General features: G+C 40.7%; 32 protein-coding genes. 3 read left to right on the top strand and 29 right to left on the bottom strand.

From position 1 onward, the window contains the following. Positions 1 to 5 precede the first annotated feature (5 nt). Both DW694_RS14155 and DW694_RS14150 read right to left on the bottom strand, forming a co-directional pair. Positions 6 to 938, bottom strand: coding sequence for a MoxR family ATPase (locus DW694_RS14155; RefSeq protein ID WP_118753213.1), 933 nt, complete (start codon positions 936 to 938; stop codon positions 6 to 8). An 85-nt stretch (positions 939 to 1023) separates the two neighbouring features. Then, complete coding sequence (locus tag DW694_RS14150; RefSeq protein WP_092070354.1) at positions 1024 to 1794, bottom strand: AAA family ATPase; 771 nt, start codon at positions 1792 to 1794, stop codon at positions 1024 to 1026. 168 nt (positions 1795 to 1962) lie between these two features. Here DW694_RS14150 and DW694_RS14145 point away from each other — a divergent pair, with 168 nt between their 5' ends. After that, positions 1963 to 2610 carry a TetR/AcrR family transcriptional regulator gene (locus DW694_RS14145; RefSeq protein ID WP_059085498.1) on the top strand — a complete coding sequence of 216 codons (648 nt, stop codon included), beginning with the start codon at positions 1963 to 1965 and terminating at the stop codon, positions 2608 to 2610. On the opposite strand, the gene DW694_RS14140 is transcribed toward DW694_RS14145, so the two are convergent. After that, positions 2532 to 3158, bottom strand: coding sequence for a DUF3786 domain-containing protein (locus DW694_RS14140; RefSeq protein ID WP_118753212.1), 627 nt, complete (start codon positions 3156 to 3158; stop codon positions 2532 to 2534). The genes DW694_RS14145 and DW694_RS14140 overlap by 79 nt on opposite strands. Before the next feature lie 226 nt (positions 3159 to 3384). Between DW694_RS14140 and DW694_RS14135 the strand changes: the two genes are divergently transcribed. Further along, entirely contained in the window at positions 3385 to 3840 is a 456-nt protein-coding gene (locus DW694_RS14135) for an Rrf2 family transcriptional regulator (protein WP_118608483.1), read from the top strand. Here DW694_RS14135 and DW694_RS17000 read toward each other — a convergent pair. After that, on the bottom strand, positions 3802 to 3975 hold the full coding sequence (locus tag DW694_RS17000) for a hypothetical protein (RefSeq protein WP_182431210.1): 174 nt from the start codon (positions 3973 to 3975) through the stop codon (positions 3802 to 3804). The two genes, DW694_RS14135 and DW694_RS17000, sit on opposite strands and share 39 nt — an antisense overlap. 98 nt (positions 3976 to 4073) lie before the next feature. On the opposite strand from DW694_RS17000, the gene DW694_RS17545 reads away from it, so the two are divergent. Next, positions 4074 to 4304 carry a helix-turn-helix transcriptional regulator gene (locus DW694_RS17545; RefSeq protein WP_118608482.1) on the top strand — a complete coding sequence of 77 codons (231 nt, stop codon included), beginning with the start codon at positions 4074 to 4076 and terminating at the stop codon, positions 4302 to 4304. Between the two features lie 151 nt (positions 4305 to 4455). Here the strand turns inward: DW694_RS17545 and DW694_RS14125 are convergent, their stop codons facing one another. The 25 genes from DW694_RS14125 to DW694_RS14005 form a co-directional block, all read right to left on the bottom strand. Continuing rightward, positions 4456 to 5739, bottom strand: a complete 1284-nt coding sequence (locus DW694_RS14125; RefSeq protein ID WP_118753211.1) for a cytidylate kinase family protein — start codon at positions 5737 to 5739, stop codon at positions 4456 to 4458. Positions 5740 to 5753: 14 nt separating this feature from the next. Continuing rightward, positions 5754 to 6176 carry a MarR family transcriptional regulator gene (locus DW694_RS14120; protein ID WP_110102401.1) on the bottom strand — a complete coding sequence of 141 codons (423 nt, stop codon included), beginning with the start codon at positions 6174 to 6176 and terminating at the stop codon, positions 5754 to 5756. Positions 6177 to 6628: 452 nt separating this feature from the next. Then, positions 6629 to 6913, bottom strand: a complete 285-nt coding sequence (locus tag DW694_RS14115; RefSeq protein WP_286187161.1) for a helix-turn-helix domain-containing protein — start codon at positions 6911 to 6913, stop codon at positions 6629 to 6631. Next, positions 6903 to 7664, bottom strand: coding sequence for a carboxymuconolactone decarboxylase family protein (locus DW694_RS14110; RefSeq protein ID WP_110102397.1), 762 nt, complete (start codon positions 7662 to 7664; stop codon positions 6903 to 6905). Before DW694_RS14110 ends, DW694_RS14115 begins: the two co-directional genes overlap by 11 nt. A 15-nt stretch (positions 7665 to 7679) precedes the next feature. Next, on the bottom strand, positions 7680 to 8234 hold the full coding sequence (locus DW694_RS14105) for a flavin reductase (protein ID WP_006426948.1): 555 nt from the start codon (positions 8232 to 8234) through the stop codon (positions 7680 to 7682). Between the two features lie 20 nt (positions 8235 to 8254). Then, positions 8255 to 8758, bottom strand: coding sequence for a flavodoxin (locus DW694_RS14100; protein ID WP_110102395.1), 504 nt, complete (start codon positions 8756 to 8758; stop codon positions 8255 to 8257). A gap of 128 nt (positions 8759 to 8886) precedes the next feature. Further along, positions 8887 to 9888 carry an aldo/keto reductase gene (locus DW694_RS14095; protein ID WP_015528537.1) on the bottom strand — a complete coding sequence of 334 codons (1002 nt, stop codon included), beginning with the start codon at positions 9886 to 9888 and terminating at the stop codon, positions 8887 to 8889. Positions 9889 to 10032: 144 nt separating this feature from the next. Then, positions 10033 to 10719: a flavodoxin gene (locus DW694_RS14090; protein WP_118753209.1), complete on the bottom strand. Its 687-nt coding sequence runs from the start codon at positions 10717 to 10719 to the stop codon at positions 10033 to 10035. A gap of 45 nt (positions 10720 to 10764) precedes the next feature. After that, complete coding sequence (locus DW694_RS14085) at positions 10765 to 11397, bottom strand: flavodoxin family protein (protein ID WP_006427000.1); 633 nt, start codon at positions 11395 to 11397, stop codon at positions 10765 to 10767. 18 nt (positions 11398 to 11415) lie between these two features. Further along, entirely contained in the window at positions 11416 to 12303 is an 888-nt protein-coding gene (locus tag DW694_RS14080) for an aldo/keto reductase (RefSeq protein ID WP_182465507.1), read from the bottom strand. A gap of 117 nt (positions 12304 to 12420) precedes the next feature. Beyond that, complete coding sequence (locus DW694_RS14075; protein WP_110102365.1) at positions 12421 to 13347, bottom strand: prolyl oligopeptidase family serine peptidase; 927 nt, start codon at positions 13345 to 13347, stop codon at positions 12421 to 12423. A gap of 17 nt (positions 13348 to 13364) precedes the next feature. Next, entirely contained in the window at positions 13365 to 14057 is a 693-nt protein-coding gene (locus DW694_RS14070; protein WP_110102363.1) for a DUF4405 domain-containing protein, read from the bottom strand. A 158-nt stretch (positions 14058 to 14215) separates the two neighbouring features. Continuing rightward, positions 14216 to 15106, bottom strand: coding sequence for a LysR family transcriptional regulator (locus DW694_RS14065; RefSeq protein ID WP_110102361.1), 891 nt, complete (start codon positions 15104 to 15106; stop codon positions 14216 to 14218). 23 nt (positions 15107 to 15129) lie between these two features. Continuing rightward, a complete protein-coding gene (locus DW694_RS17540) occupies positions 15130 to 15825 on the bottom strand; it encodes a hypothetical protein (protein WP_330409185.1) in 696 nt (231 codons plus the stop codon). Between the two features lie 44 nt (positions 15826 to 15869). Continuing rightward, complete coding sequence (locus DW694_RS17535; protein ID WP_320442618.1) at positions 15870 to 17096, bottom strand: recombinase family protein; 1227 nt, start codon at positions 17094 to 17096, stop codon at positions 15870 to 15872. Next, complete coding sequence (locus DW694_RS17065; protein WP_199579958.1) at positions 17093 to 17239, bottom strand: hypothetical protein; 147 nt, start codon at positions 17237 to 17239, stop codon at positions 17093 to 17095. The genes DW694_RS17535 and DW694_RS17065 overlap by 4 nt, the downstream gene beginning before the upstream one ends. Before the next feature lie 29 nt (positions 17240 to 17268). Further along, on the bottom strand, positions 17269 to 19008 hold the full coding sequence (locus DW694_RS17060) for a recombinase family protein (protein WP_199579957.1): 1740 nt from the start codon (positions 19006 to 19008) through the stop codon (positions 17269 to 17271). Positions 19009 to 19189: 181 nt separating this feature from the next. Continuing rightward, entirely contained in the window at positions 19190 to 19351 is a 162-nt protein-coding gene (locus tag DW694_RS16995; RefSeq protein WP_158526416.1) for a hypothetical protein, read from the bottom strand. A 148-nt stretch (positions 19352 to 19499) separates the two neighbouring features. Continuing rightward, a complete protein-coding gene (locus tag DW694_RS14035; RefSeq protein WP_021650484.1) occupies positions 19500 to 19730 on the bottom strand; it encodes a hypothetical protein in 231 nt (76 codons plus the stop codon). 4 nt (positions 19731 to 19734) lie between these two features. Continuing rightward, the gene (locus DW694_RS14030; protein WP_147420735.1) at positions 19735 to 19956 is read right to left on the bottom strand and encodes a DUF6508 domain-containing protein; all 222 of its coding nucleotides are present in this window, start codon (positions 19954 to 19956) and stop codon (positions 19735 to 19737) included. A gap of 562 nt (positions 19957 to 20518) precedes the next feature. Beyond that, a complete protein-coding gene (locus DW694_RS14025; protein ID WP_110102357.1) occupies positions 20519 to 21223 on the bottom strand; it encodes a 2Fe-2S iron-sulfur cluster-binding protein in 705 nt (234 codons plus the stop codon). A gap of 5 nt (positions 21224 to 21228) precedes the next feature. Then, positions 21229 to 22773, bottom strand: a complete 1545-nt coding sequence (locus tag DW694_RS14020; protein ID WP_110102355.1) for an FAD-binding protein — start codon at positions 22771 to 22773, stop codon at positions 21229 to 21231. Beyond that, positions 22770 to 23309: a hypothetical protein gene (locus DW694_RS14015; protein ID WP_009203875.1), complete on the bottom strand. Its 540-nt coding sequence runs from the start codon at positions 23307 to 23309 to the stop codon at positions 22770 to 22772. The genes DW694_RS14020 and DW694_RS14015 overlap by 4 nt, the downstream gene beginning before the upstream one ends. Positions 23310 to 23319: 10 nt before the next feature. Next, the gene (locus DW694_RS14010) at positions 23320 to 23838 is read right to left on the bottom strand and encodes a hypothetical protein (protein WP_021650478.1); all 519 of its coding nucleotides are present in this window, start codon (positions 23836 to 23838) and stop codon (positions 23320 to 23322) included. 16 nt (positions 23839 to 23854) lie between these two features. Further along, positions 23855 to 25904, bottom strand: a 2050-nt coding sequence (locus DW694_RS14005) for a heavy metal translocating P-type ATPase (RefSeq protein ID WP_286187158.1), incomplete at its 5' end; no start/stop codon positions are given.

The raw sequence follows: 25904 nt of genomic DNA, 5'->3' as shown, positions 1-25904 counted from the left end.
CAAGCTTACCCCCATATATCTTTTCCGGTCCAGGAAGATGGGATTCTGGTAGAAACCACATCTTCTACGATCTCTTTTTCAAATACATCAAAACTTTTATTTATGATCCCCATCTGGATTGCATCAATTGGAGAAAGTCCGCTTCTTGTTGCTTTTACAGCAGAAACCAATCCTCTCAGGTCAAGAGATTTTGTTGAGATTTCTCCATGATAAGCTTTGATCTGCAAATCCAGAAACAGTCCTGCAAAGGCTTTCAGTGCACTTTTTTTCCCATCTGGAAAATGTTGTCTTAATACAAAAAGGACACTATCCTCATCCATTTCAGGCATATCAATTACCATAAACCTTGAAACCAATGCTTCATTTAGCTCTCTGGTACCTGCGTAACCATAATTCATCGTGCCGATAAATCGTGTTGCCGGATGAAGTAAAATCCTGTTATATCCTGGAATATCGATTCTGCGCCGATGATCCAGTGTGGCATGCAGTACAGAAACCGCATCATTTTTTGCCATATTGATTTCGTCCAGGATTCCAAATCCTCCAAATTCCGCGCATTGGTAGATGGGGCCTTTCCGAAGGCGAACCTCATTATTTATAAAGGTATCCGTTCCGATCAGATCGGCACTGTCTGTATTTACATGAAAAGAAATGTCGTATTCCAGTCTTCCGAATATCCATGCCAGTGTCTCGCATAGTACATTTTTTCCTGTAGCTTTCGCACCGGAAAGTAACAGGTTATCTCCCTGAAGAAGCGCTGCTATTGACATTTCCAGAATCTTTTTCCCATAAAATAGGATATCCGGTTTTTCTACCCGTTCCTTTACCTGATCCTTTACCTCATAACGCATGTGAAAATCTCTCAGTTCTCCAATCAGTTCCTGCGCTATCTTCTGGTCTTCTAAATATTTTTCTATTTCTGTCCAATGATTTCTCATGAGGATTTTCCTTTCTTTGCAATTGGTTATACCAAATCAGATAATATTTCTGTTTACTCAATCTTCAAACTTTCAATCCTCCAACTCACAATCCTAACTTCTTTACAATTTCTCCCAGTGCACTTCTTACAGGAGAATCTTTCGGAAGCCGTATGATCGGCTTTCCAGCACAGTCATACTGATATACCTGGTCATCATGTGGTACAACCCCTAACAGTTCCAGTCCCTGATTTCGGATTTCTTCCAGAGTTCCGGCATCCAGTTTTCCATCTGGAACACGATTCACGATCAATCCGGTTTTCTGTGGTTTAAAGTTTAACTCCTTCATCAGCTTTGCAATACGTCCGGCCGCCTGAACACCTCTTCTTGAACAGTCACTTACAAGAATCGCAACTTCCATCATTGGCAGGATTCCTCTGCTGATATGTTCCATACCTGCTTCGTTATCAACCACAATATATGGATAATGGCTTTGCAGTTTCTGAACCTGGGTCTGCACAAGACCATTTACAAAACAATAGCAGCCCTGTCCCTGGGTTCGCCCCATTACCATCAAATCATAATCATCTTCTTCTGCAATTGCATCGGAGAGACGCATTTCCAGATAAGCCTGTTTTGTTATTCCTGTCGGAATCTGATACCGTGGATCAACTCCTGCACGTTCAATCTCTTCTCTCAGTTCTCCGAGTGTAATCTCCGGTTCAACGCCGAGCACTTCATTCAAATTCGCATTTGCATCTGCATCTACAGCTAAAACCGGATGTTTTCCATTTTCACATAAATATTGAATCAACAATCCACAAAGGGTTGTTTTCCCTACACCGCCTTTTCCTGATACAGCAATTACATGTCCCATGTTTTTCCTCCTAAAATTCTGAACAATCTGTTGACTTTTTCTTTAAATCTCATTATAGTTGTTACTATATAAATTACAATAATCAATCTGTGAGATTTGTATGGCTACTCAACACATCAGAAAAATTGTTGAGGAATCATATGATACCAAATAATACAGGAGTATATAATGTCAGAAAAAACGAGAAAACAAGATCGCCGTACCCGCTATACTAGGCAAACCATAAAAGATACGTTCTTAGAATTGTTAAAGCAGAAGAGTTTTACGAAAATTACAGTTACAGAGATCTGCAAAAATGCTGAAATCAACCGTGGCACTTTTTATCTTCATTACTACGATATCCATGATGTATTATCAGATATTTTTAATGATATGACTCAGGATATGTTAACAACTGTAGATCATTTATTCTGTCTAAATCAAAAAAGCTGTTCCTATCCGTTCTGTCAGAAAATACAGATGGAATCACAATACAGGGCACTGTTTCTGGATGATGCAATTGCCCCCATTCTTCTGGAAAAATTAGCAGAAAATACAAAAGAAGGCTATGTGACCTGGCTTATGTCACACAGCCTCCTGACCTTTGAGCAGGCAGAATCGGTTTTTTATTTTCAAATGAATGGCTGCCTTTCCATCAACAGACTGATGCTACGTAATCACTGTAATGACTGGAAACAGATTCAGACAACAATTGACAAATTTATCAAAGCCGGACTGGAAAGTTTTCTGATCCATGATCAGAGGGAAGAAAATGCTTCCGATAATTTTTGCAGCAAAATTTCTCCAACTGTTACCGCATCTTCTACACTCAGATAATGATCGGCATGATCCTGAAGAAATATTTTGCCAGATGCAGGAAATTCTTCATCTGCAAACCATATCTTTAAAGTTACCGGATATCTTGGCAGGACTGGAAAAACAGCACACAAATCCGCCTTTGTCTCTGTGAATTCTGCACCCAGGTTTTTACATGCTTTCTGAATTTTCTCAGGATCTTTATCCTGCAAAAGCTTTTCCAGTTTCTGCTCTGCAGTCCGGTCAAACTTGGTTCCTCGAATCAATCCATCTTTCAGGTTACCAAAAGTAATGAGCTTCTGTGAACCTTCTGTTCCATCGGCCATATCCAGATAATGCAGCAATGTCAGATAATGCCATTCGTCCATGTTTGAGTTAATACGAAACTCAGGGAGTTGAATTTCAATCGTTTCATAAAAACTCAGTACTTCAAGCACATTTCGACTGCTATGAAAAACAGCCCCACTTTTTGCAGCAAGATCCTCTCCGGAACGATTTTGCAGCCGTTTTACTGCTGACTGCAACATTTCCTGAAATGCACGATTTTCTGTTTGATTTTTGTATTCCATAAGTTCTCCTTTGCCGTAAGTTTCATTACTGTGTTGACTTTTCCTTTAAATTTCATTATAGTTGTAATTATATTATTTACAATCATCAAAATAATAAATATGCACAGTTTCTCAACACATTAAAAAGAACTGTTGAGAACTTGAAATATTTTAGACAAACCAGAAATATTTTTGTCTCAAAAATGTGAAAAAAATCATTATATCATACTATAAGGAGTTTCTTATCATGAAATATTCAACAAAATTAAGCGATACTGTTCATGTGATGGTTCTGATTGCTATCAACCAGGAAAAATCTCTCTCCAGTGCCTCAATTGCAGAAAGTGTCCATACAAATCCCGGCTTTGTACGCCAGCTTATGTTAAAACTAAAAAAAGCCGGACTTATGACCAGTGTAGCCGGACATGCTCGTCCTTCTCTTTCAAAACCTGCGGATCAGATTACATTGCTGGATATTTATAAAGCAGTTGAAGGTGAGAAGCCGCTGCTCCATTTAGATACTCATACCAACCCTGATTGCGGCGTTGGCATTAATATTCAGTTGTCTTTACAGGAATTCTATAATGAAATCCAAAAAACTGCTGAAGAAAAAATGAATACGATTACTTTACAGGATATCATAGATACCTATTATCAGCGAACATCAATCCTCAATATCTCCCCGGTTAGCCATCACGGTTAAATTTTCATCCCGATTTACGGAAAATGTTCCTACTACATCCGGTTCACCTTCCTTATGACCGGATTCAGGTTTCCCATAAATACTTCGCACAGCCGGATCAGGATTATCAAATCCTGCATCTATGGCTATCTGCATTTCTCTGCGTACCTCTTCTGGTGTTGTGTTGTACTTTTCTGCAATCTTTCATTTATTATGAGTGTAGACATGCACAGTTTACGCTTTCATCTCGGTAATTGAATTGCCGAGGATTCCTGCTTTTTATCCTAAAAAATTATACGGGACAGACTTTTTCTTCTCTTATCCAGAATATCCGTCTGTCCAGAGCGGCGAAAATGTTAAAGCAGCCTGATCGTTCTGTTACTGCTGTCATGGAAGAGATCGGTTATTCCAACATTACGCATTTTTATAAAATTTTTGAGAAAAAGTTCCATATGACACCAGCGGAATACCGAAATACTTTATAAGTCCTGTATATGTCTTATCTGTATACAGTAGAAAAGAAAAAGCCTTATAATATTACTGCAAATGATATGTCCCTCAAATATGATTTTTAGATTGACTGTTCCTTAAGGGGCTATATCATTTACGACAAATATTATAAGGCTTTATATATTTTTACAGTTTCATAGCACTGCGGATGCAGTTCTCAATATATTCTTCTCCCAAATCTGTATTCAGGCTGAGATCAAAGTTTCCGGCTGCACCCCACATACGGCGGGTGTAATAACGGTAGTTATCTGCACGGAGTTTTTCATTTTTCTGAACCGTAGCTTTGGCTTCTCCCTCGGAGATATTCTGTCTCTGTGCCACTCTTCTAATTCTGCTCACAAGAGGCGCTGAAAAAAATACTTTCAGACAGTTTCCGGAATTTCTGAGAACGTAATCTGCACAACGGCCTACTATCACGCAGTTGCCTTTTTTCGCAAGATTACGTACAACCTGACATTCTGCCTCGAAAATCTTATCCTTCGGTGCTTCATCCTGCATATCCGCATTCAGATACATCTGATTAACCAGATCATAGATGAGACTGTTTGTCATGATCTCTTCGTTTTTCTTGATGAATTCCGGTGTGTATCCGGTGGTTCCTGCTGTCATCTGGATAATCTCCGCATCATAAAAATCATATCCCAACTTTTCTGCAAGAATCTTGCCAATATCGTGGCCGCCACTTCCAAACTGTCTTCCAATGGCGATAACATTTTTTCCATAGGTTCCTGCTGTCTGTTCTTTTGCTTCGTTCTCGTTTTCTGCAGATACGCTTTCCGGGAAAATCATATCTTTCAGGAATACAAGTTTCTTACCGATGAGTCTGGCGATAAAGCCTACCAGAAGGGCAGCAATAACGGTACCTTCTCTTACACCAGCCAGTCTTCCTGCAAATACGAAAGAAAGTACAGCAGCGATCACTGACATGGATACATCAAAACAGATCTTGGTTGTTCCGAAATTTGTTTTCCATGTAAGAACAATAGCACGGACAAAAGATTCTCCCGGAAGCATGACAACGTCTGCCAAGACCTCCATATATACACCTACGCCAAGAATCAGACATCCGATGAGAAGATATACAATCTTCATGATGTACGCTTCCGGATTGACCCAGGAAAAAAGAATCATGGTAAGATCAATAAAATATCCAAATATGATGGATACCGGAATCTGAAGGATGTGCTCCAATTTAAAGTTCTTTCTCAGGATGATCAACTGCAGTACGATCAGAAAGATACTGAAAAAGATGGTAAAATTTCCAAGTGTAAATGGAAAATTAAGACTTAATACGTAAGGAATTGATGAAATCGGGGATGTTCCTAGGTTTGCCTTTGTGATCAGACTGACTCCCAGGGAGTTTACAAACAATCCCACCAGAAATATTAAATATCGTTTTAGTTTCTCCATTTTTTATTTCCTCCTCATTTCATATCTGCAAGATTTCGATAGATCCGGCAAAAAATATCCATAAACAACTTCTGCTCTTCTTCGGAAATACCATTTAATGCAGTTTTTTCTATTTTCTTAAAAGCCTCCTCCACAAGCTTCTGATTTTTCTTTCCGGATTCTGTCATAAAAATATGAAAAGTACGACGGTTTCCATTGAGCATTTTTCTTTCGATCAGACCTTTTTCTTCCATACGGTTCAAAATGGACGTTAAAGATCCTGCCTCGATGAGGCATCCTGCCGCAATCTCTTTCTGGCTGGCACCATCGCGATCTTTCAGGTAATCCAATACTTTGGGCTGTCCCAAGGTAAGGCCTGTGTCTGCCAGCTGTTCCATTAGTTTTTTCTGGACAGTCATATGGTTTATCATAGACAGGTAGTGAAATGAATCATCCATTTATTATTTAGCTCCTTCTTTTATCATATAAATAGTTATAATTCAAACATTTGGAATTATAACTATATTTGTGGCGTATGTCAATAACTTTTTTAGTATATTGGAATCTTGTACAATGTATTACCCTCTTGATAATATAGTGTCTTTGTTTCAGGGTAATACCATGATATTAGCTCAAACTAAATCGTAATTGATACCTCATCAGCATTTTTCTTTTTTATTATTGTAAAATATTTTTTTACATTTTAACACTATTTTCCTCTTCTATTTGTTTGCAAAAAAAGCCATAAGATTTTCTTTTCAAAATCTTACAGCTCTTCTATCATGTTGCATCCCAAACATCATCTATACTTACATGTAATCCTGAGCGAAAGACACCTAAAAATTTCAACATCCCGGAGACGGAAACCCGGCATCCAGCCTTTTTGGCAGTTTCCGTCTTCTCAGACACTTCAAAATAAATGACTTCCGTCATTTTCCCAGAATGTTGATTGCTTTTTTAACACATCAAGTGCATCTTGGGCATCACGTAATTCACGTCTGAGACGGGCAATTTCCTTCTGCTCATCAGATGCATAATTACCAGAACCACGAACAGGAATATCACCTGATTCCCGGAAGTCTTTTAGCCATTTTGTTAATGTGCTGTATCCGATGCCAAGATTTTCTGCACATCCACGTATTCCGAGATCTTTGTGATCCTGATAGTACTGGACTGCATCAAGTTTATTTTCCATATATCTCATCCGTTACTGTTTCACACCATTCGGATGATGTTTTTTCTCCCGGTACTTCAATTGCCAGATGTGAAAACCATTCATCTGGTGCTGCTCCATGCCAGTGTTTTACTTCTGCCGGAATATTGACACAATCTCCGGGTTTCATTTCTACTGCTTCTTTTCCTTCTTCCTGATAGTATCCACGTCCTGCAATGCAGATAAGAATCTGTCCGCCTCCGCTTTTTGCATGATGAATATGCCAGTTATTCCTGCAACCAGGTTCAAAAGTCACATTGAAAATTCCAACCTGTGACGTAGACACAGGAGCCAAAAAACTTTTCCCTGTAAAATATTGTGCAAATTTATCATTTGGCTCTCCAATCGGGAATATCATCTTTTTAGCATGAGCTCTCATTGCTTCATCTTCATATGAAAGATCACCTTCGTCTATACTCCAGACATCTTTTGCAAGATTGAATGCCACCCATCCTTTTGGCCACCCTGCATAAAATGCTATATGGGTAATCACGGCTGCAATTTCTTTCTGAGTCACTCCATGAGCTTTTGCATTTTCAAAATGATGTACTAAAGATGTATTAATCATTCCTGAAGCGATAAGTGCTGTGACTGTTATAATACATCTTGTCTTTACATCAATATCCTGATTATTCCAGTTTTCTCCAAACAAAACATCATCATTAAAATGTGCAAACTGTGGTGCAAATTCATTCAGTGCGTTTCTTCCTGCTGTCTGTACAATTTTTTTCACTTTAATCACCTGTCCTTATTTTAACTTTGCTCCATCCTTAAAAGCATTTCCCACACGTTCTCCAAGTCTGTAATATCCGTGATGTACCGGATCATATGTAATTGGTGTAAACTTACTAAGATCAATTTCTCCGTCATCACCGAGATATTTCTCATCTGCACTTACATTTTTAATTTCCGCAAGATACTTGCTGCCATCAATGACTTTTACAAGTTCACACTCAAGAGTCAATGGAAGTTCATTGATGATTGGTGCATTTACAAATTCACCTTTCGTTGTAGTAAAGCCTGCTTTTTTCATCTTATCTGCTTCTTTATTTGCAGAAACAATTCCCACATAATCGCAGGCAACCAGATGTTCAAGATCTGCCACCCCTACTGTAAAAGCCTTATTTTTTATAATATTGTCTGTTGTCTTATGGGCAGACAAATCTACAATAATCTCATTTGCACCTACAATTCCGCCCCATGCAGCGTTCATTGCATTTGCCTTTCCATTTTCATCATAGGTTCCCAGAATCATAACCGGCTGTGGATATAAAAATGGCTTTGCTCCAAAATTTTTTCTCATTGTTTTATCTCTCCTTATGGTTATTTGTTTATATCAGTATTTATCTGCCCAATCCATTCTGTAATCACCTCTTCTGAAGTTTCCAGATGATCTTTTCCTTTGGAATCAAACTGAATCTGCATTTCATGTGCAAAGGCAGCTCCTTTGCAATTTTCCTCCATATCTTTTATAACATGCCCCGGCCATCCACCATTTGTCATAAATGGAATCACTGTCTTTCCTGTAAAATCATTTGTTGTCAAAAATGTAAGCACTGCAGGTGCCATCGTATACCACCACGTTGGAGTTCCGATAGCAATCACATCATAATCAGCAAGATTTACAGATATCGGATTGATCTGAGGCATAAAGCCTGCCTCTACCTCTCTTTTTCCCTGTTCAACCACATCTTCATGACTGCCGCTGTATGGCTCTGTTGTTTCGATTCTCGCAATATCTGCACCTGTCCCATTAGTCAGCTGCTCTGCAATTCTTTTCGTGTTTCCATTTGACCAGGAATAATATACAACTAACATTTTCTCCATTATCTCTATTCTCCTTTACTTATTTTAGCCCCTGTAAACAGATAGATATAACCCACCATGACTACCGCTAAGAAAGCCACTATTACCCCGATGGTTATCTTTTTCCTTGTTTTCATTGCTCACCTCTTTTATTTCTTCTGTATTTTTGAACCTCCAAACACCTGCGACATCGGCATATGGGCAAGCATCTCATCAATAGATTTTACTTCATCCTGAGTCAGCTTTATATCTGCTGATTCCATATTTTCTTCCAGTCTATTTACTTTTCTTGTTCCCGGAATTGGTACGATATATGGTTTCTTTGCAAGCATCCATGCAAGAGAAATCTGTGCAGGCGTGGCATTTTTTTCTTCTGCAATCACTTTCATCCAGGACATAAATTCATTATTTTCCTTTAATCCTTCTTCTGTAAACTGTGGCATTGCGCTTCGATAATCTCCCGGCTTTTCAAATTCCCCATGGGAATGATATGCTGCTGTCAGTAATCCATTTGCAAGCGGCGAAAATGCAACAAATCCTATTTTCAATTCTTCAAGCACCGGGAATAATTTCTCATAATCCCTGTACATCATGGAATATCTGTTCTGAATCGCTGTAACCGGGCATACTTTATGTGCACGTCGAATAATCTCTTCACTAGCTTCTGATAACCCCCAGTGTGTGATTTTTCCCTGCTCCATTAACTCCTTCATAGCTCCTGCCGTCTCTTCAATCGGTACAGTCATGTCAATACGATGAATATAATATAAATCAAGATGGTCTGTGTTAAGTCTCATTAAAGATCCCTCAATCGATGCTTTAATCGTCTCCGGTCGTCCATCAGGAATCAAAGGTTTATTTACAGTTGTTGCAGTTTCATCAAAACGTATCCCACACTTTGATGCAAGGACAATTTTGTTTCTATATGGCCTTAACACTTTCCCAAGCAGTTTTTCATTGTGATGAGGGTCTTCTGTTGTTCCGTATATCTCTGCCGTATCAAAAAATGTGCAGCCTTCATCGATCGCTTTTTCAATCAATTCTTCTGCTTCTTTCTGTGTTGAAACAGTTCCATATGCATGACTCATTCCCATACATCCAAATCCGATTTCTGATACTTCTAAGTCTCTTCCTAAAATTCTTATCTCCATCTTTATCTTCCTTTTCTATATTTCAAACTTTACTGTAAGTATAAGAAAAAGAGACTCCGGACAGAAGTCTCTCTTTGTTAGGCAGTTTAAACCTAAAGGTTATGTCTTACTTATTACGATTCCTCCAAATATTTTTATATTCTTTTATAATCCAAGACTGTCTATCCATGAACTGATATCTGATTCAGACGCTCCACCATGGAATCGTTCCCCTTCTTTCCAGTCACCTGTTCCTGTCATCTCTTCCAGAAGATTACCGCTGTCACCGATTCCCGAGGTCGCTGCTGTACAGAATGGGATGACTGTTTTTCCTGTAAAGTCATTCTCTTTTACAAAGTTATCTACTGGCCATGCTGCAATTCCCCACCAGATAGGATAGCCAATGTATACCGTATCATATGAATCCCAGTTATCAACTGTTGTAGACACCAGTTCCACATCTCTTAAGCTCTCATCATCATGTTCTCTTGACACCCGGCTGTCATCATCTGTCCAGTCAAGGTCATCATCTGTATATGGCTCCACAGGCTCTATTTCAAACAGATCTGCCTCTGTAATTTTTGCTATCTTTTCAGCAACATCTTTTGTATTTCCTGAAGCTGAATAATATACAACCAATGTTTTTCCATTTCCTGTTGATGTATTTTCTGTTGTATCTGTAGTGTTTTCGGAATTTGTATCCGCTTCTTCATTTCCAGACTGGTTTGTACTTGTAGAATGGCTGTCATTATTAGAAGCAGACTGGTTTGTATTGCTTGCTCCACATCCTGCCATCAAACCGATTGCCACGATGCATGTTAAGAGTACTGCTGCTATTTTCTTTGTTTTCATTCTAAGGTCACCTCCTGTCGTATAAAATGTTTGTCACGCTAATTTCTATCGGATGAAATTGGTAAATACAAAATCCGGTGCCTTTGGCATTTCAATTCCCATTTTTGTCGCAACATTTTTACAGTTAATGAAATATGCCATATTGTTTCCAAGGATCTGCATAACCTGCATTCCTTCGAGATCCTGTTTTACTTCATCCGGATTCGTCCCATGTACCATATTCCAATATCTCGATGTGATAATCGGCATCTGCATCAGACCAAAATATTTATTTACCTGATCCCATGTGGCCGTTGTTCCGGCCCTTCTTGCTGAAATTACCACAGCGGCAGGTTTCAGGCGGAATCTGTCGCCGCCACCGTTTAAATCGGCATAAAAGACTCTGTCCATAAAGGATGTGATTGCACCGCCTGCACCACCCCAGTGTACCGGAGTTCCAAATACGAATCCGTCATAATCCCCTGCTATTTCCAGAAATTCATTCACGATATCATCCAGGATGCATTTATTTTTTTCCTGACATTTTCTGCAGGCAATACATCCTGAAATCGGCTTGTTTCCAATCCAAAAAATATCTGTACTTATGCCATTTTCATTTAATGCACTGGATACTTCACAAAGAGCTGTATAAGTACAGCCATTTTTGTGTGGACTTCCATTGACAAGTAATACTTTCATTGATTTTTCCTCTTATGCTTACCAGTTCTTTTTTTCTTTTGAACTGTCATTATTCTTTTTTCTTTCCTCAACCATCTTCACGAACCATTCCACCATATTCGGATCCTGATGCGAGAAGAAGGAGCTTGTCTTCTTGTCCAGTTCTGCAATAGTCTTCATATCTTCATCAGAAAGTGTGAAATCAAAAACATTAAAGTTTTCTTCCATTCTCTCAATGTGTGTTGATTTCGGAATAACCACTACCCCTCTCTGAATATGCCAGCGAAGCATAACCTGTGCCGGAGTCTTCTGATATTTTTCTGCAATCTCTGCGATGACAGGATTCTCAAAGGTGCCTCCTCTGCCCTCACCGAATGGTGCCCATGCTTCTAACCGGATATCATATTTGTCTGCCCATTCCTTCATCTCTTTCTGCTGATTGAAGATGTGGGTTTCCACCTGATTTACCATAGGTTTAATGCGGTTGAAGGATGCAAAATCAACCATTCTGTCTACATAAAAGTTGGAAATTCCGATTGCTCTGATTTTTCCCTCATCGTACAGATCTTCCAATGCATGGTAAGCACCGTAAGCATCTGAAAATGGCTGGTGAAGCAATACCAGATCCAGATAATCTGTCTTTAACTTTTTCATGGATTCAAGAACTGATTTCTTTGCTTCTTCATATCCATAATGTTCGACCCACACCTTTGTTGTAAGGAAGATTTCTTCTCTTGGAATGCCTGACTTTTGGATTGCATTCCCAACCTCTTCCTCATTAAAATAACTCTGTGCTGTATCAATCGCCCGGTATCCAACTTTTAAAACATCAAGCACACATCTTTCACATTCCTCTTTTGTTACCTGATATACGCCATATCCCAGTATTGGCATTTTTACACCATTATTTAATGAAATATATTCCATTGTCGTATCCTCCTTGTTTTCTTTCATTTATCTTACATTCATACTATAATACTGATAGATTCCTTTGAGAAGTTTCGATAAGTTTTTCAGTCTTAACCTTTCGGTTTATTCTGGTTCTTACTGATTGAACAGCCATCCCATAATTTCTTTGTCACGACAAAACAGATAGCCACCGCCATGCTGATAAGTGACCGGTGTTCCTTCAAAGTAATCTTTATCTTTTACATCCAGTACCACCAGTTTATCAATCTCTGATTCCGGTAATCCCTGTTCTTTGTAAAGCTCATGTATCTGCTGGTATGCCTCTTTAAAAGGTTCTGATCCATAGTATTCGTCGCTTTCGCCAATCACAAAATATACCGGCGTTTTCATCTCCACAACCGGCTCATATGCACCATCCCACTGAGAGCTGCACATAAGTGCCGCTGTATATAATTCCGGCTGCTTTGCCAATACCAGTGACAGGGTTTCTCCTCCTCCGGAATAACCATTAATATATACTTTCGATGGATTAATAATATAATGCGTCAGAAAATACTGTGTCAGTTCAATTGTCTGATCTGCTGATGTCTGTCCCCAGTCATTTAACTGTGGAGCTACAATAATCATATCGGTAATATACTTCTGTGCTTCAAATCCAAAATCTTCTGTCCGGATATTTTCTCCCACGCCCTGAAAATATAATCCCTGATATCCGGGTAATGTTACATATAGTGCATATTCCTTTGTCCCGTCATATGCATCCGGAATATATACATTGTAATGAATGTCCCCTTCATTTGGAGAATGAAGAACATTATCCAGGAGGAAGCCCCGGTATTCTTCGCTTCCCGGCGTAACATTTTCCAATTCATCTCCGGATGTATTTTTTTCTGTATTTTCTTTTTTCTCATCTGTCTTCTGCTGTACGGTCTGTACCTGGTTTATTGTTTGTTGATTCTTCTTTTCATCCCTGCCGGGTTTTGAAAAGTAGATATATACCATGATTACCATTGCTAAAATAACAACTCCAATAATTGTAAGTACTAATTTCCGCTTTTCCATAAATACACCACCTTCTTTCAGTATGAACCTTTTCGTTTTCTCTTACCTGTTTTCTTTAGAAACACTCCACTATAATATCCAATAAATGCAATCAATATCATTACTGCCAGATAATCCAGCAGAAAAGGAAAGATCCCCTTTTCATAATCATAAAATACAAAATGCATCCTCATAATCAGATAATCTCCTATCTGTCTCCTGTAAAATGCATATAAACCATAACCTGCAATTGTGGTTGCGACAGATCTTGCTGCCCATGTTCTGATGACGGATGGATGTTCCCATAATCGTCCTGCCATTGCTACCGCTATATTCCAATGAAATCCGAGATGTAATGACATCACCACCAGTCCCCAGTATGCGCAAAACATATGTATCTGTCTGGCTGTCATATATGTTCCGGAAATCTTTATCCATTTAAATATGTGATTTGACAATAATATTCCACTTATCATGGAACCCATTATAAGAATAAGCATGATGATAACCAATACTGTCTGTATCACTCTGAACGCATTATATTTTCCTTTCCTTACAGAGGTCACCCATTTATGATTCAGTATGTAATGTGAAATAAAAAGCACAAGCATCGCCATACCAATCCACTCATGTGCAGTCTCGCTGAGCAGACTATATGGCATAAGAAGAAGCAAACATATCGTCATTCCTATATCTATCAATATTTTTGCTGTAAATCGTTTATTTTTCATATCCTACCTCTTATCTAAAGCATTCTTATTGTCTTTATTTGCATATAGTATCCTCCATTTTCACTTCAGCTAAAGTATAACAAAACGAGACTCCATTAGAAGTCTCGTTTTGTTATTCAGTATTAACCTTTAGGTTTCTACTCGCATGTATTCAATTTTTATTTTACCTTGTTAATAGCATTTATCAGCCGCTTAACCTTAATGGACGGTTTTTTCGAATGAAGAATTCCAAACGGCATAGTATAATCCCACTCTACTGGAATGATTCTGATCAGTGGATGAACACTTTCCCAGCTCTTGAATGCCAGTAATACCTCATTATTGTTTTCGCATCGGTTAAATGCTTCTACATTGTACAGATTAAAGTCTACAATATTGATTTCAGGATGATTTTTCATCATATCATCCCTTAGCATATCGCCATAATAACTCCATCCTCTTCGCATGAGCATAAGATTTTCTCCAGCCAGATCATCAAGTGTAATTTTTTCTTTTTTTGCCAGCCTGTGATGAATTGATACCGCCACACAAAATGGTTCTCTTGAAATCTCAGTGCCATCACAGCCTCTGAGTTCAAGCATTTTTTCATCAAAGATTCCAGCTATCACATCAATATTCTTTCCCATATTAGCCAGTATCTCTCTTGCATTCTCTGGTGTATTTTCAAATGTAATCAATTTAAACTTCATCTCCGGATATATTTTCTGTATCTTAGGCCAAAGTTCCACAAAAACTTCCGGTGGCGTCATCGGAGATATTCCAACACGAATGATTTCTTCATTATGATTCATTGCTTCCTGCGCCCGTATCAACGATTCTTTTGAATATTGAATCAGATATTTTGCATCCTGATAGAGCGATTTACCAGCTTCCGTAATAATAAGACCTCTGTGTGTTCTTTCAAATAATTGCAAATTTAAGCTGTTTTCCAAAGAATTTATCTGTTTAATAACCGCAGGTGCACTTATATATAATTCTTCTGCCGCTTTACTAAAACTTCCAGCTTCTACAACGCAGATAAATGTATCAAGTTGTGGATTATACATCATGTAATTCACTCCTCTTTGTGATTTTAAATCATCTGAAATGCTTTCAGTGCCCCAATAATTGCCTCTTCTTTCTCCTTCGGACATTGTGGTTGCTTTGCTCCCTCTGACCTAGGAATATTAAAATTCTCCGCTAATTCAATTCCACACTTTCTCTTCACCTGTGCAATATACAGATTAGATACCTTCATCCCATCATTATACTCTGCAACATACTTCTTTATCTCCTCATAAGTAGCCTTGCTCTCAGCCGCCGTTAAATCCATCTCGTCCATGTCAAGTCTCACATTCACATGATGCTTCGCTTCGTGGAGTTTGGACAATAAACATACCATCTCGACTGTGTTTTCGTTGAGCAACCGAATTGCTTCGCCTTCAAAACCTTCATAATACACCGGAAATGCCAGATCAATCTGCCTGATGATGCGCCCATCATCCATCTTTTCCGGGTATAACTCAATTGCATCAATAAACAACTGCATAAACTCCTTTTTTTCAATATCTGACATTTCTGCATACAGTATATCAAACTTTTGCAGGATTTGGTACAGTTGTTTTTCACTAATTTGTCTTCCATACGCTGCCTTAATCTTTTCCTCCACATCAGCAATCTCATTCTCAAAACCAGAAATCCTGTCGTAAAGATTATCCAGACGGTCCTGCATGCCCTGGAACTTCCTTGCATAATGCTTATCGCCAGCATCCAAAGTATCCATCATCACAAGCAGTTTATTCTTCGCCCCGACAACCTGCTGTAACTGCCCCTTCAGCTGATCCCGTTCCTCTTCTCTTCCAGCTTCGAGACATCCACCTTTTCCTGCAATCTTTCTCCAATATACTCATGAAACCTTTCATCAGCAATCATCCCTCTGATGAACCACTCCACCTCTGCATTGATCTCATTCTGATTCAGTGATGGCTTAAAATCACAGAAATGTTCCTCATCAATCTTTCTCCTGTGCTGACATCTATAATAGAAGTCATCCTTATATTCACCAGATTTCTTATTCTTCCTTCTCCTCACAGTTCCTGCCATTCCAGCACCACACACCGGACATTTCAAAAGTCCCGACAAAATATGCTCATGTTCAAGACTACGTGTCTTATTCCACTTAACCCCCGTCCTCTTCCTTTTCTCTCTCGCCGCCTCCCACATCTCTTCATCCACAATCGCCTCATGCAGTCCATCTGCCAGCAGGTAATCATCAGTCTTCACACGCCGGTATTCATCCCTCGTTCCCTTCACCTTCTCCGTAACATTCTTCCCGTAAGCAATCTTACCAGTATAAACCGGATTATCCAAAATCTTCATGATCAGTCCTCTGGCAAAATAGTTCAGCTCATGCCCCCTGACCTTTTTCTTCGTATAACCTCTCTGGTTCAGATAATTACAGATAGCATCTGCCCCCATATCCGTATGCCCAAACTTGTCATAAATAATCCGCACAATCTCCGCTTCTTCCTCATTCACCACCAGAGTGCTATTCTTGGAATCCAGATCATATCCGAAAGGAGCCTGTCCGCCATTCCATTTTCCCTCTCTGGCCTTCTGCTTTCTTCCTTCCATTGTCTGGACCAGAATATTCTCCCTTTCAATCTCAGCCACTGCCGACAGCACCGTGATGGTCAGCTTGCCGGAATCCTTAGAAGAATCAATCCCGTCTTCCACACAGATCAGATTCACTCCATAATCCTGGATAAACTGCAGGGAGTTTAAAACATCTGCTGCATTCCTTCCAAAACGTGACAGCTTAAACACCAGAATAAATGCCACTCCGTCACGTTCCTCGGACACATCCTGCAGCATCCTCTGAAACTCCGGTCTGCCCGTAATACTCTTTCCGGATTTACCAGCATCACAGTATTCCCTGACCACTTCCATTTCCTGGAACTCCGCAAACTTCATCAGCCTTTCTTTCTGTGCCTCCAGACTGTAGCCGTCCACCTGCATTGCCGTAAAAACACGGATATAAATATAACATTTTTTCTTCACTCTGCACTCTCCTTCCTGTACTCCACATCCTCATCCAGCATCCGAAAATGCTTCAAAGCATCCAGAATTGCCTTTTCCTTTTCCACCGGACAGACTGGCACATGATTCTTATTTTTCGCTGGTTTGTTATACGCTTTCCCCATATCCAGACCATACTTCCGTTTCACCTGCGCTATATATATAATGTAGGAATATTCATCCCATACTTCTCTTTCACATATGCACGGATCTCTACGTAAGTCGCTTTCGCCTCAGAAGCCGTCACCTGATGCTCCGTACAGTCCACTGCAAAAGTCACCATTTCATCCGGCTCATCATTCACTTTTCTTTTTCCATCGCTCTCATAATAAACAGGAAAACGGAAAACAATCTTTTTCAGGATCCTGCCATCTTCCCTTTCCTCAGAAAAAACATCAATCCGCTCAATAAACTGCCTGCACAGTTCCCTGCGTTCCTCACAGCTCATTCTCTCAAACAGCAGATCAAAGTTATCAAGAATCTTTCGTATATTATCAGAAGAACGAACCCCTTTCTTCAAAGCCTCCATCTTCTTTTTCAGCTTCCGGATCTTCTCCTCCAGACATTCGATCTGGTCATAAGCCCCGTCAATCTTTGCCTGAACAGCCTCATATTCTCCGTCATAGTCCTCTGCAAAAATATCCAGATTGTCCAGTTCCATCCCCAGCTTATATTTCAGATGCTCCTGACTGTGCAGTTCCTTTCTGGTCCTTTTCAGATCCGCTTCACAGGCATCCAGCGAACTCCTGTCCCCAACCACATCCATAACTGCCTGACGGAACTCCCTTGTTTCTGTCACCTTTCCCACAATCTCCATCACAGCCTTATCCAGTTTCTCCTGATTGTATGTCCGCCAGCAGTCACAGACACGCCCTGCACTCTTACGATAATTCCGGCACCCATAAGAATAAACAATCTTATAATAGCCGCCACGATTGCTGTTCTTCCGTTTATTCTTTTTTGTAACCAGCCCTGTTCCGCACACCGGACACTTCACCAATCCGGACAGAAGACTGATCCGCTCCGGATCATCCACCTTCTTCTGCGGTCTTCTCAAGCTCTTCCGCTTTTCCTGTACCCGCATCCAGACATCTTCCGGAATAATCGCCTCATGTCTGCCCCTGATGGAAATAACCTCTTTCGGATTCTTTTTAATCTCCTCAGAATTTATCCGCCTATTATATACGATCATCCCATAATAAATAGGATTTCCCAGCACCGAAGAAACAAAATCCGAAGTGATAACCTTATCCTCTCCCTTCACCACACGCTTATAACCATTCTCATTCATCCAGCCCACAACCGTATTCAGCATCATATCCGGTTCCAGATACTTCTGATAAATCATCCTCACCAGATCCGCCGCCTCAGGAACCACCACCAGTTCCTTATTCACACTCACATATCCATACGGCACGCCGCCGCCCGGCCATCCCCCATTCATCAGCTTCTGCATCCTCGCCGTCGTGAACTGGACTGTAATATTCTCATGCTCCATTTCTGCCACAGCCGACAGGATAGCAAGTGTCAGACGTCCGCCCTGCGTGGAACTGTCAATGGCATCCTCAACACAGACCAGATCCACATCAAAATCCATCAACAGCTGCACAGACTTCAAAATATCTGCCGCATTTCTTCCAAAGCGGGATAACTTAAACACCAGCACACAGGAGATCTCATCTTTCTCACAGGAAATGTCATCCATCATTTCCATAAAAGCCGGTCTGCCCTTGATGCTCATTCCAGATCTGCCTACATCACAGTATTCCCTGACCACTTCCATTTCTTTATAGTCCGCATACTTCCGAAGCCGCTCTGTCTGTGCTTCCAGACTGTATCCCTCTGTCTGAGCCGCTGTAGAAACACGGGTATATATGTAACATTTCTTTCTCAAATCTTCACCTCATTTCGGTTGCCCATCGTCATACGGTTGCCGTACATAAAATATATCGGAATCACCAGTCTGTGCCAACTCGCAGAACGACCAAAAAAACTGCCCCAAAATCCACCTTCTCCTATGCGGTTTCCATAGCGCAAAAAGACCGGCAGCCCCAAAAGACCACCGGCACACTCGATCACTTCCCCTGCAGCTGTGAATTTCTCTCCTCAATCTCCCCCAGAACCACATCCCCGTACTTCTGGATCATTCTTGCCAGAAACTCTGCACACTTTTCCATGTTTAGCCTGGCCTGTTTCTCCGTCAGTCTGCCGGTATCGATCAGTTCAATTTTTCCCATAGCCAAAAACCACCTCCTACTGTTCCAAGGAGTCCTGGTCCCTGATTTTTTGACTTTCCGGACAAAAAAATAAACCCGCTGCCATCCACAGATTTCTCCGCAAACAGCAACAGGTTTCCCCTGATCATTTATTTACTTTATCATCCGTTCAATACCATCGGTCATACGGATTCCCACGCACCCTCTTTGTCTCTGGTGCCTTCTCAATACTCTTTTCAGCTTCTTCCCTCGTTGCAAACAGCCTGTGAGCCTTCACCTGTATTCCGCCGCCCGTATCTGTAAAACGTACCAGGAACATCCCGCCGGAACACCTGCGGATCTCCACTTCTCTCACATACCTGTTTGATTCCACAATATATGCAGTATCCCCGACTTTCATAAAATCACACTCCTGCACTCAAAACATCCTTCATCCTCACCAGAACAGGAAGCACCTGCCCGTCAGCAAATCTCCGTTCAAAAGAACCATTGGAAAAATGATCTTCTCTCAGCAGCATTGTCAGCAACGCCGTACAAAGTTCATAATCCGCTCCCGGAACACGTTTCAGTTCCTCATTACAGTCAATCGGCTCCGTAATCATGTAATCCCCATAATTTGTTTTCAAATCTCCTATTGTCTTTAACAGATCTGCATACAGATTCTCTTGTGGATTCTTTAATTCCAATATTTCCTGAATTTTTCGTAGTTTCTCTGACTTTGTCAATGCTATACACCACCTTGATAAACGTTCGAATATATGTTCTTTATATTTTAACATATACCCAATAATTATTCTAGCGCAAAATATATTCATGTAATATCCACAACAGCAAGGTTTCGTTGCGACTACGAAATTGATACAATTTAACGGTGCACACCCTTGTGAACACCCCTGTTCGCCTTTCGTTAAATAATTAAAATAGGCTACTCTTTTGCATATTTCTGATCAGCCTGTTTCTTCCATAAAAAAAGAGACATTGACATAATTTGATCAATATCTCTTCTGCTGCTTTGCTGAGACATATTCTTCCGACTGGATATACTTCTCAGGGAAGCATCAAATTCATCCTTGACGGAATCCAGTCCATAATAAAACCGCTACCACACCGAAACAAAGGATATGTCTCTATTTTTGGTAAAACCATAGATGTAGGTTAATCATGTTTTTTTAATCAGCGTTTTGATACTCACTGTCTTCCCCAAATAGCTACCGAATTTGACCTCACGATCAATTCTTCGACAGGCAGACCAATCGGGCAAATGTTATGGCAAGCTAATGATTTCCCGCATCCCTCAAAATAATTTTCCTTATATTGAGTTGAAACCTCATTCCGATGGCTTATTTCCTGTTCTTCATTCAGAATCCGAAATGCGTTGACTGCAGCAACAGCGCCTGCGAAAGTCCCATTTGCAGAGAAGTTAGGACACACTTCAAGGCAGCAGCCACACATCAGACAGCGTGCCGACTGGTATCTCGGTTCATGTGTCCACGGATTCATATAAGCTTCACTTTCAAGCCAAAGGTTCAGTTTTTTCAAATTTTCAAACAGAATTGACCGGTCAACGATCAAATCTCTTACAAGCGGAAATTTGCTTAAAGGTTCCAAGGTGATTGTAGAACCTTTTAACGTATGTAAAAATGTAGAGCATGCCAGCCTCGGACGTTCGTTAATCAGCATGGCGCAAGCCCCACATTTTCGCACCATACAGCTACATTCCCAGCTGATGGGAGTAACTATATTCCCTGAATTATCTTTCAAAGGTGTTCTACTGTTCAATTCCTTTAGAACATTGGCAACAGAGCTGTTTTTGCTTCCGTCAAACTCAAATTCCTGCCAATAACTGTCTGATTTCTGACTCTCCTGCCGCCTGATTCTTATTTTATATACCAAGTGAATCACCGCCTTTCTGGAACAGGTACAAAGGAAATCTGTATCTGCTTTCCATCAAATCTGGCTACCGTTGTTTTAAGGTAATCATCGTCATTGCTCTTCGGATAATCCTCCCGCCAGTGTGCACCACGGCTTTCTTTTCTTGCAAGAGCACTCTTTAGAACTGCCATGCCAAGCAATGGAAGATTTCCTGTCAGCGCTTGTACCGTTTGAATCCCATTTAACAACGTATTCTCATTTCTGACAACGCCCATAGTATCCTGCATCACTTTGTTTAATTGCTTTATTTCTGAAATTTGAGACGTTGGTGGAAAATCTATCTGTGTCGCACAAGATAGATCTACTACATCTGCCTGTTCACATGCTGATTTTGCCGCAACACGTCCTCCGTATAACGCTCCTAACAGAGAATTTCCACCAAGACGGTTGGCACCATGATATTGGGCACAGCATTCTCCGGCAGCGTAAAGATTCTGAATCGGCGTTCTGTGCTGCTCATCCACCAGAATGCCTCCCATAAAATAGTGAATTCCCGGTAAAACAGACACCGGTTCCTTTCGTATATCTTTATGCAGATAGGTCATACAATCGTCTGCCAGACCAGATAGCTTATTTGAAATAATCTCCTCCGATATTTCCGTCATGTCAAGAAATACCTCTGATTCATGGCTGACCTTCCATATCTCTCTGGCGGTAATATCTCGTGGCATCAGATTTCCAAGCTCCGGGTATTTTTCCTCCATGAAATACCATTGTTTTCCATCTTTCATGGCAAACAACCTGCCACCTTCCCCTCTGGCCGCCTCGCTGATGAGCATGCGTTTTCCACCACATTTCACAGTTGTCGGATGGTACTGGATCATCTCGCCATTTGCCAGAGGAACACCAAGCCGGAACAATTCTGCGGTGACTTCTCCTGTATTGCTCAGCGAACCCGTTGTATTTCCAAACAATCCGTGCATACCACCGGTGGCAACAATAACCGCATCCCCCGGTAATTCCACAGTCTCCTGACTGTATTCATCCCTGATTACGCAGCCACAACAAATATTGCCACACAGACGAAGTGTTAGGAAAGAATGATGGCTGAACCGTTCTACCATACCAGATGCTTCTTTCCTGCGAACAGCGTCTATCATAGCTGTCATGATCTGCTTCCCGGTATCGCTCTGTGCAAAAGCAGTCCGTTTCTTTTTCTGCCCGCCAAAATTCCGCAGATCCACATCATCATAGCCACTCATGTTAAATTTAACTCCAAGTTTTAGCAGCCAGTGCACCAGCTCCGGTGCTGCCTGTGTCATTCCCCAAACTGCATTTGGATCTGCCAGACCACATGCTGCCTTTATTGTATCTGTAAAATGTTCTTCGGGACTGTCGTTTTCATCTTTTGTATTCAAAGCTGCGTTGATACCGCCCTCCGCCATAACAGACTGTGCCCGCTCTGACGGAAGGGAGGAAACCAGTTTTACATTGCATCCATTTTCCGCTGCCTGCAAAGCCGCTGAAAGTCCTGCCAGTCCAGCACCTATAATAACAATTGTCTTACTCATAGATATTGCCACCCAATATAATATAAAATAACCGCTCCCGCTATAAAAAGAAGAAGCACCGAAAGGATCAAATAAATATCACTCCTTCGTTCTTTATAACTGATGATTCCCAGTGATACGAGCAATGGGCGGATATTGATAAAAATATGAACAAAGATTGCCGCTACGAACAAAAGCTGAGTTACCATCTTTACCGTTGTAAAAGGGAACAAAATATATGTCCCATTCTGCACCTTTCCAAACAAGCCAATATGGAATAACAGCAGAATCAGTATTGCCATCCCACTGGCTCGTCTCGCCCAAAATATGACGTTTTGTTTCAGATACATTTTTCCTGATTGCTTCGCTGTCTGTAAACTCTGAACTGTCAGGATGACACCAATCACCGTATGCACAACAAGAATACCAACACCAATCCATGCAAGAAGTTTCCCTGCACTACTTCCAACTCCGTTCAGCATAAAGCTGCCCATGATTCCATGAATCATAAAAATGAGAAGCATTAAAACAGACAAAATCGTATTCCATTTTCTCATAAATTCCCGCTCACCTCATTTCTTCGCTGTCCATGATCATATAGTCCATCTGTGTTAGCGTTGTAACGTCAATAAAATCATCCGATGCCAGGAATACATCATACTTTCCACTTACCACTCTTGATAGCATCATTGTGTTACTGTACTCTTTCAGATCTACGAAAAAACCGGCCTGTTTCAACCTGTCACAGAGTTTCTTAGCATAACTGACAAGCGGATAATCCGTCTCAGATACATATAACCGAAAACTAATGTCCGTTTTCATGAGATCTGTTTCATTTGTTTCCGAATCGTCCAGTGCCAATTCTTTTAATTTATTCCGGGTGTTCTCGTTGTCGAGACCATCTGACATCATATTAATACCGAGAACATAAGAGCCTTCCAACTGTGCGGAGGCTTGAGCCGCCTTTTTTGACTTCGGTGTTGCTCCTGTGACTGCATCAATCATAGAAGGCGGTGAATGCAAAAGTGCACCGAAACCTGCAAGAAAAACAATTGTAACTGCTAACAGAATCAATTTCCGTTTCACATTGCCACCTCGTTTCTTATTTTTTCAAAATCCTCATTGCGTTCAAGACGGCAATTATGGTAACGCCTACATCACCAAATACAGCTTCCCACATTCCAGCTATACCCAGAGCACCAAGGATCAGGAACACACTCTTAATTCCAAGGGCAATCACTATATTCTGCATGACAATTTGCTTTGTCGCTTTTGCCACATCAATCGCATCCACCAGCTTAGATGGTTCATCTGTCATCAGAACCACATCCGCAGCTTCAATGGCCGCATCTGAACCAAGACCACCCATTGCGATACCAACATCCGCACGAGCAAGGACAGGAGCGTCATTGATACCATCACCAACAAAAGCTAATTTGCTTCCCTGTCTCTTTTTACTGTCTAAAAGCTCAACCTTTTCCACTTTTTGATCAGGAAACAGTTGTGCATAATATTCATCCAACTGCAATTCTTCCGCAACAGCCTTTCCGATTTTTTCATCATCACCAGTAAGCATGACTGTTTTTTCCACACCGATATGTTTCAAATCAGAAATTGCTTTTTTGCTGTCCGGCTTTACTTCATCTGTTATCAAAATGCATCCGGCATATTGACCATCTACTGCTACATAAACCTTTGTACCAACTTTTTCACAGGCTGTGTACTCCACATGCTCTGAATCCATAAGTTTCGTATTGCCAGCATAAACTTTCTTCTTTCCTGCCATGGCACTGATTCCATATCCGGAAATTTCCTTGTAATCAGAGATAACTGATTGGTCAATTTCTTTTCCATAAGCAGAGAGAATGGATTTTGCAATAGGATGGTTAGAAAAGCTCTCTGCCTGGACCGCATACTCCAGAACCTGTTCTTTTGAAAATCCATTTGCAGGCAGAATATCAGTCACATTGAAAACACCCTTTGTAAGTGTTCCAGTTTTATCGAACACAATAATGCTGACATTATTAAGCGCCTCTAAATAATTACTTCCTTTTACAAGAACACCTCGTTTAGATGCCGCACCAATACCTCCGAAGAAAGTCAGCGGGATTGAAATGACCAATGCACATGGGCAAGATACCACAAGGAAAACAAATCCTCTGCGAATCCACTCTGTCCAACCTCCACCAAGAAGGATCGGTGGCAGAATTGCCAGAATAGCTGCTAAGATTACAACAACAGGAGTGTAATAACGTGCAAATGTAGTAATGAAATTTTCTGTTGGTGCTTTTCTACTGGACGCATTCTCCACAAGATCAATAATCTTTGAAGCAGTAGATTCACCAAATGCTTTCGTTGTCTTAATCGTTAAAACACCCGTCTGATTCATACAACCGGAAAGTGCTTCGTCTCCTTTATGAACGCTTCTCGGAACCGATTCTCCAGTTAAAGCCCTCGTATCCAGCATAGAATCTCCATCCAATACCACACCGTCTAATGGGATTTTTTCACCAGGCTTTACAATAATAATCTCGCCAATGGCAACACTTTCAGGAGATATGGTAATCAATTCTCCGTTCCTTCTGACTGTAGCACAATCCGGACGTATATCCATTAAATCTGATATAGATTTTCTGGAACGCTCAACAGCCAATGACTGGAAAAATTCACCAACTTGATAGAACAGCATAACAGCAACTGCTTCCGGATATTCACCAATGACAAAAGCACCAATCGTAGAAACGCTCATCAGGAAATGTTCATCAAATACACGTCCCTTTGAAATATTCCTCACAGCTTGCCATACAACATCCCCGCCAAGAATAATATAGGAGACAATGAGAAAAACTAACTCGACAGGCAGTGGCACTTTCGCAAAAACTGTCAATGCCATACCAATACCATAGATTGCTGCGCCAATCGCTAAACGAATCGTCAACTTCTTGTCCTCATTGTTATAGGATGTATTGGTATCCTGTTTTTTTGCAGGTATATAGTATTCCTGTGCAATTTCGGAAACTTCTACATCTGGCTCATGGCTGTGGACAATCGTTTCAATCTGACTGGCTATTGTATTTGCGGCAGCTGGAGCAACATTGATTGTCAGCGTCTGCTTCATCAAATTTACAACTGAGGATTGTACTCCATCCAAT

The sequence above is a fragment of the Ruminococcus sp. AM26-12LB genome (assembly GCF_003480785.1).
Taxonomy (GTDB): domain Bacteria; phylum Bacillota; class Clostridia; order Lachnospirales; family Lachnospiraceae; genus Blautia_A; species Blautia_A fusiformis.
This window is presented reverse-complemented; position numbering and strand designations above follow the sequence as displayed.